Consider the following 6,666-nt stretch of genomic DNA (forward strand, 5'->3'; position numbering starts at 1 on the left):
GGATGTAAAAAATTATTTTGATTTTTTACATCCCCTTCTTATATGATTTTGAAATAGGCCGATAATTTATAAGGAAATGAGATAGGAACGAATATGGCATTGGAAAACATTGCAGGAAGCTGGAAACAAGGCTTGTTGTAGTGCGGGTTTTCACTGCCCCTCTCCTGACTCAAGAGAAATTCCTTGTTTTTTTAAGAAAGTATTTGTATACTAAGCCAAGTGTTTTTTACACTGGCTTTTTTTACGTTACAGGATTTCTCAGGAGGGAAGTCGGGTAGGTTATAGACTACAGAAAGAGCTGAAGGAAACGGTCTCTTTACGGGTCTAAAGAAAAGGGGAGAAAAAAGAATCATGGTATTCATCGGAAGCCTTTTTGGCTTAATTGGTGGTTTGGGAATGTTTCTATACGGTATGACGGTGATGAGTGACGGTATGCAAAAAGCCGCCAGCTCCCGTATGTCCAAGTTCCTGAATTTGGTAACGGGAAATCGTGTGATGGCCGTTGTTTTAGGAGCAGCCATAACAGCTCTTGTGCAATCCTCCTCTGCAACCACGGTTATGGTGGTAGGTTTTGTAAATGCCGGAATCCTGAATCTTAGTCAATCCGTCGGCATTATCATGGGTGCCAATATCGGAACCACCATTACTGCATGGATGGTTTCCTTAACCCAGGTGTCCAGTTCCTCCCTGGCTTTTCTGAAACCGGAATTTTTCGCACCGCTCTTAGTCGGAGTGGGTGCCTTTCGCCTTCTTTTCGGGAAAAAAGGTAAAGATGACCTTGTAGCCAATTTCTGTATCGGTGTAGGCTTTATCTTTATCGGTTTGGAATTTATGAGTGATTCCGTGTCTCCCTATGCGGATTCTCCTATTTTTGCAAAAGCCTTTCAGGTAATGGGAGGCAATCCTATCCTCGGTATTCTTACCGGTGCGGTGGTAACGGGAATTATCCAGTCCTCTGCAGCTTCCGTATCCATCCTTCAGACCTTGGCTTTATCCGGTGCGGTACCAAGAGCCGCGGGCTTCTATATCACTCTAGGACAAAACATCGGTACCTGTGTAACCGCTATGCTTTCCTCTACCGGAGCCTCCAGAACCGCGAAGAGAGCGGCGGTAATTCACCTTCTCTTTAATGTGACCGGTGCGATTTTGTTCGGAGCTATTATTTTCTTTTTAAGTCTTCCAATGAAGAGTTTTTTCCAGGGACAACTAAGCCCTGTAGAAATTTCCCTCTTCCATACCATATTTAACGTATCCTGCACCATTGTTTTATTCCCCTTTGGAGATCTGCTGGTGAATCTTTCCGGAACTTTGGTTAGAGAGAGCAAGCAGGATAAGGAGGATGAGGAGAATCCGAACCACTACACGGAGGTGGAGAAGAATCTGATTCAGCACTTGGACAAGCGTATTTTGGAGTCCCCCGCCATCGCCATTTCCGCTACTAAGGCAGAGGTTGTCAATATGGCCAGAATTACGGCGGTAAATATCTCTCACGCTATGGGCATCTTACTGGAAGAGAAGGTGGAAGAAATCCAAGAGGTTTATGCCAGAGAGAAAATCATTGATAATATGCAGAAGCTTCTGACGGACTATCTGATTCACATCGGAAACCTTTCTTTAAATGAGAACCAGAAGCTGGAAGTGAACAATATGTTTAATACCATTACCGATGTGGAAAGAGCTGCGGATCATGCGGAAAATATTGCGGAGCAGGCTCAGTATGCGCAGGATCACGATATCTCTTTCTCGGAAATCGGTCAGGATGATTTAAAGAAGATTTCCAATAAGGTTATGGAGTCCTTTGAAGCCAGTATTGATGCTTTTGAGAACAATGACTTGGATGCTGTGGTAAGAACAGCTCATCTGGAGGATCAGGTGGATGAGATGGAAGAGGATATGAGAGAGACCCATATTCTAAGATTAAGCTCCGGAGACTGTGTGCCTCAGGCCGGTGTAATTTTCCTGGATGTCATTTCCGACTTGGAAAGAATTTCCGACCATGCGGATAATGTGGCGGGCTATGTGAAAACGATGATTTAAAAAAAGAGCGGTAAAATCAAAATGGTTTTCTATGCAATATAGGTCTAAAATCGGGGCACGCTCTCGCTAGCTTCGCCCTGTGCAGTGAAGGACTGCACTCGTAATAAGAAAGTGCTCTGATACAGTGTGGGTCTATAAATGGGGCACGCTCTCGCTAACCTCGCCTTCGTAGCAGTACTAACTTCAAGCTTCGCTTTGCTTGCTTTCAGTAAGTACTGACGGGCTCAGATTGCCCCTATTATAGACCCACACTGTATCATTCGCTTCAAGTATTGATTTGTATTGTTCTTCTCATCGCCGACTCTTCACAAGTATCGGGCTCAGACTACCCGATATTTAGACCTATATTGCCGAAAACCTATATATTTTGATTTTACCACTCTTTTTTTATGCTATGGTTTCCGGAATAAGGAGGATAGTAAGAACTTCAAGAAAGCGGAATTGGATTTAAAAATAATTATTTTAATAATGATTTAATTTTTCTTTTTAGAAATCTGTAAACTTTTGGTGAAAACTTGCGTTTTTTCGTCATTTGTACTTGCAAAAACACATTGCCTGCAATAGAATGAACGTGCTGTTTAAGAAATTAAAATGATTTATTATGTAGGAGGAAAAGGATATGGCAGTAAAAGTAGCGATTAACGGATTTGGACGTATCGGACGTTTGGCATTTCGTCAGATGTTTGATCATGAAGGAACAGAGATTGTTGCCATCAACGATTTAACCGATCCTAAGATGCTTGCGCACCTTTTAAAGTATGATTCTTCTCAGGGAAGATATAAGTATGAAGATACAGTAGTTGCCGGAGAAGACTATATCGAAGTTAAGGGAAAGAAGATTAAGATTTATAAGGAGGCTGACGCTTCCAAGTTACCTTGGGGACAGCTTTCCGTAGATGTAGTTCTTGAGTGTACCGGTTTCTACACCTCCAAGGATAAGGCAAATGCTCATATCCAGGCCGGTGCTAAGAAGGTAGTTATTTCCGCACCTGCAGGAAATGATCTTCCTACTATCGTATACAACGTTAACCATGAGACCATTAAGGCTGAGGACAACATCATTTCCGCAGCATCCTGCACAACCAACTGTCTTGCACCGATGGCTAAGGCTTTAAATGATTTCGCTCCAATCCAGTCCGGTATCATGGCAACTATCCATGCTTACACCGGAGACCAGATGATCCTTGACGGACCACAGAGAAAGGGAGATTTAAGAAGAGCTCGCGCAGGAGCTATCAACATCGTTCCAAACTCTACCGGTGCTGCTAAGGCTATCGGCTTGGTTATCCCTGAGTTAAACGGTAAGTTAATCGGTTCTGCACAGAGAGTTCCTGTTCCAACAGGTTCCACAACCCTCCTTTTCGCAGTAGTTAAGTCTTCTCAGGAAGTTACCAAGGAAGCTATCAATGCTGCTATGAAGAATGCTTCCGATCCTGAGACCTTCGGTTACACAGAGGAAGAGTTGGTTTCCAGCGATATCATCGGAATGACCTATGGATCTCTTTTTGATGCTACCCAGACCATGGTATCCAAGGTTGGCGATGACCTTTATGAGGTTCAGGTTGTATCTTGGTATGACAACGAGAACTCCTATACTTCTCAGATGGTTCGTACCATTAAGTACTTCGAGAAGTTTGTAAAGTAATTTTATAGGCATAGTTTTTTGCGGAAAGCCGCCGGAGAGGATCCGGTGGCTTTTTCCGAAGTAGAGAAGGAGAGAAGTATGGCAGAGTTAAATAAGAAAACCGTAGATGACATTTCCGTAAAAGGCAAGAGAGTTTTATGCCGTTGTGATTTTAACGTACCTTTAAAAGAGGGAAAGATTACCGATGAGAACCGTCTTGTTGCAGCGCTTCCTACCATTAAGAAGCTGATTGCAGATGGCGGAAAGGTAATTTTATGTTCTCACCTTGGAAAGCCAAAGGGAGAGCCTAAGCCTGAGCTTTCTTTAGCTCCTGTGGCAAAGCGTCTTTCCGAGCTTTTGGGACAGCCGGTTGTTTTTGCCAAGGATGATACGGTAGTAGGAGAAAATGCTAGAGCTGCTGTAGAAAAGATGAAGGACGGAGATGTAGTTCTTCTGGAGAATACCCGTTATCGTGCAGAGGAGACCAAGAACGGAGAGGCTTTCTCCAAGGAATTGGCTTCTTTAGCGGATGTTTTCGTAAATGATGCCTTCGGAACCGCACACAGAGCACACTGCTCCAATGTGGGAGTTACCCAGTTTATTTCCGGACCTGCTGTAGTAGGTTACTTAATGCAGAAGGAAATTCAGTTCCTGGGACAGGCTGTAGAAAATCCTGTTCGTCCCTTCGTTGCCATTCTTGGCGGTGCCAAGGTGTCCGATAAGTTAAATGTAATCTCCAACCTTTTAGAGAAGTGCAATACTCTGATTATTGGTGGAGGTATGGCATTTACCTTCGTAAAGGCTATGGGCTATGAAATCGGAAAGTCCTTAGTGGATGACGAGAAGCTTTCCTACTGTAAAGAAATGCTTGAAAAGGGCAAGAAATTAGGCTGTGAGATTCTGCTTCCGGTAGATGCGGTTTGTGCGGCATCTTTCCCGGATCCTATTGATGATGCCAACTTAGCAGTAAAGACTGTGGATATTTCCGAGATTCCTGCAGATATGCTGGGCTTGGATATCGGACCGAAGTCTGCAGAGCTTTTTGCCAATGCGGTGAAGTCTGCAAAGACTGTGGTATGGAACGGACCTATGGGTGTTTTTGAGAACCCTGTATTGGCTAAGGGAACCATTGCAGTAGCAAAGGCTTTGGCAGAGACAGAGGCTACTACCATTATCGGTGGTGGAGACAGTGCCGCAGCGGTAAATATCCTGGGCTTCGGAGATAAGATGACTCATATTTCCACCGGCGGCGGAGCTTCCTTAGAGTTCCTGGAGGGAAAAGAGCTTCCCGGCGTTGCAGCTGCAAATAATAAGTAAGAAGTTCTATAAATAATCAGATAAATCCGTATGCATAGAAGTCAGTATATACAGATGTCATTAAGGACGGTAGTCAGTAAATACAGAAATCAGTATATAGAGTATTATGCATAAGATGGATAGAAATTGTAGGAAATAGGTGAGAAGATGAGAAAGAAAATTATTGCCGGAAACTGGAAGATGAATATGACCGTAACTGAGGCCAAGGCTTTGTGTGATAAACTGCTTCCCTTGGCAAATACAGATGCAGTAGACGTGGTTTTCTGTGTACCGGCTATCGACATTGTACCTGTAGTGGAGAAGCTTCAGGGCTCCAAGATTTCCGTAGGCGCTGAGAACCTGTATTTTGAAGAGGCCGGCGCTTACACCGGAGAAATCTCCGCCAATATGCTGGTGGATGCAGGAGTAAAGTATGTTATCATGGGACACTCCGAGCGTAGAGGATATTTCCATGAGACAGATGAGGATATCAACAAGAAGGCTAAGAAGGCTTTGGAAAAGGGTCTTACCCCTATCATTTGCTGTGGAGAAAGCTTAGAGCAGAGAGAGATGGGTATTTACTTCGAGTGGATTTCCATGCAGATTAAGGCGGCTTTCCAGGGAATTTCCGCTGAGGATGCCGGAAAGTGCGTTATCGCTTATGAGCCAATCTGGGCCATTGGAACCGGAAAGACTGCAACAGCAGAGCAGGCGGAAGAGGTTTGTGCATACATCCGTAAGGTAATTTGCGAAATCTATTCCCAGGCGGTTGGAGAGAAAATTCGTATTCAGTATGGCGGATCTATGAATGCCGGAAACTGCAAGGAGCTTCTGTCCAAGCCAAACATCGACGGCGGTTTAATCGGCGGTGCATCCCTGAAAGAGGAGTTTGCCAAGATTGTAAACTACCAAGATTAAGAAGAAGTATCAGAGCTAAAGGAGTACCGTACGCGTAACGTACGGTACTCCTTTATAATCCTAAAATTTTCTCTTTGGATTCTTCGGAAACCAGCCTTTTTCCACTCTCTTTTCCTGTTCGTATAATTCATGGATACTCCAAAAGCAGGAGATGCCGAAGATGGCCAGACTTCCGGAGAAAAAAAGGGAAGGAAGAAAAAAGCTGGCTATACAAGAGAATAAACCAATTAAGAAAAAAAGCCAGGCTATTTTCTTACTAAAGTAATATTCCGCATATACCACTATGGGGTGAAATATCCCTATGCAGAGAAAACACACCAGGCCTAAGAGTAAACCTTGAATGCTCATAGTTTAAAATACTCCCGAAGCTCTCGAAGCAGAGTATCCAAATCTACCTCTGCCCGTTCACTCATAATCTTCACTGTAGCTTTAGGCATCATAATGCGGGCAAGAGGAGTGTTTAAGGCCTTAAAGCGGTCACTTAATCGGAAAAGGAGAGTCTTTACATTGGAATCCGCTTCCAAAATATCCTTTAATAGGGTATCTTCGGTGATTTCCGTCAGCTTGCCGGCTGTCAAAGACCCTGTGCTTTCTCTATTTCCTTCGTTTCCCAAAGTCCCTGCGCTTTCTTTATTGCCTACATCTTCAGAAGTCTCTGAGCCTTCCCTCTTGTCTTCGTCTTCAGAAGTCTCCTTGCTTTCTCCCTTTTCCTGCTGCTCCCATGTCAAAAGAGTTTGAGAGCCCTGTAAGGAACGGATATGGGTGCAATCCTGCATCATTTCCAGCACACC

Annotated in this window: 5 protein-coding genes and 1 pseudogene; 4 read left to right on the plus strand and 2 right to left on the minus strand. The window is 44.0% G+C overall.

Annotation, left to right across the window (positions count from 1 at the left end; translation table 11 throughout):
* Positions 1-351: 351 nt before the first annotated feature.
* From RYL27_RS10185 to tpiA, 4 genes are all read left to right on the plus strand, one after another.
* Positions 352-2,037: a Na/Pi cotransporter family protein gene (locus RYL27_RS10185; RefSeq protein WP_314669502.1), complete on the plus strand. Its 1,686-nt coding sequence runs from the start codon at positions 352-354 to the stop codon at positions 2,035-2,037.
* 619 nt (positions 2,038-2,656) lie between these two features.
* A complete protein-coding gene (gene gap / locus RYL27_RS10190) occupies positions 2,657-3,682 on the plus strand; it encodes a type I glyceraldehyde-3-phosphate dehydrogenase (protein WP_314967009.1) in 1,026 nt (341 codons plus the stop codon).
* Between the two features lie 78 nt (positions 3,683-3,760).
* A complete protein-coding gene (locus RYL27_RS10195) occupies positions 3,761-4,978 on the plus strand; it encodes a phosphoglycerate kinase (protein ID WP_040648449.1) in 1,218 nt (405 codons plus the stop codon).
* 147 nt (positions 4,979-5,125) lie between these two features.
* Entirely contained in the window at positions 5,126-5,875 is a 750-nt protein-coding gene (gene tpiA, locus RYL27_RS10200; RefSeq protein WP_314328944.1) for a triose-phosphate isomerase, read from the plus strand.
* Positions 5,876-5,935: 60 nt separating this feature from the next.
* On the opposite strand, the gene RYL27_RS11490 is transcribed toward tpiA, so the two are convergent.
* Both RYL27_RS11490 and RYL27_RS10210 read right to left on the minus strand, forming a co-directional pair.
* Complete coding sequence (locus RYL27_RS11490; RefSeq protein ID WP_314967012.1) at positions 5,936-6,223, minus strand: DUF4491 family protein; 288 nt, start codon at positions 6,221-6,223, stop codon at positions 5,936-5,938.
* A pseudogene (locus RYL27_RS10210) lies at positions 6,220-6,666 on the minus strand (DUF1858 domain-containing protein); the annotation flags it as partial. The pseudogene RYL27_RS10210 and the gene RYL27_RS11490, both read right to left, overlap by 4 nt.

Origin of the sequence: Oribacterium sinus (assembly GCF_963537195.1) — a bacterium.
GTDB classification, from domain to species: Bacteria; Bacillota; Clostridia; order Lachnospirales; family Lachnospiraceae; genus Oribacterium; species Oribacterium sinus_A.

Coding starts and splice junctions, on each gene's coding strand:
- gap (WP_314967009.1), top strand. CDS start 2,657: ATGGCAGTAAAAGTAGCGATTAACGGATTTGGACGTATCGGACGTTTG.
- RYL27_RS11490 (WP_314967012.1), bottom strand. CDS start 6,223: ATGAGCATTCAAGGTTTACTCTTAGGCCTGGTGTGTTTTCTCTGCATA.
- tpiA (WP_314328944.1), top strand. CDS start 5,126: ATGAGAAAGAAAATTATTGCCGGAAACTGGAAGATGAATATGACCGTA.
- RYL27_RS10185 (WP_314669502.1), top strand. CDS start 352: ATGGTATTCATCGGAAGCCTTTTTGGCTTAATTGGTGGTTTGGGAATG.
- RYL27_RS10195 (WP_040648449.1), top strand. CDS start 3,761: ATGGCAGAGTTAAATAAGAAAACCGTAGATGACATTTCCGTAAAAGGC.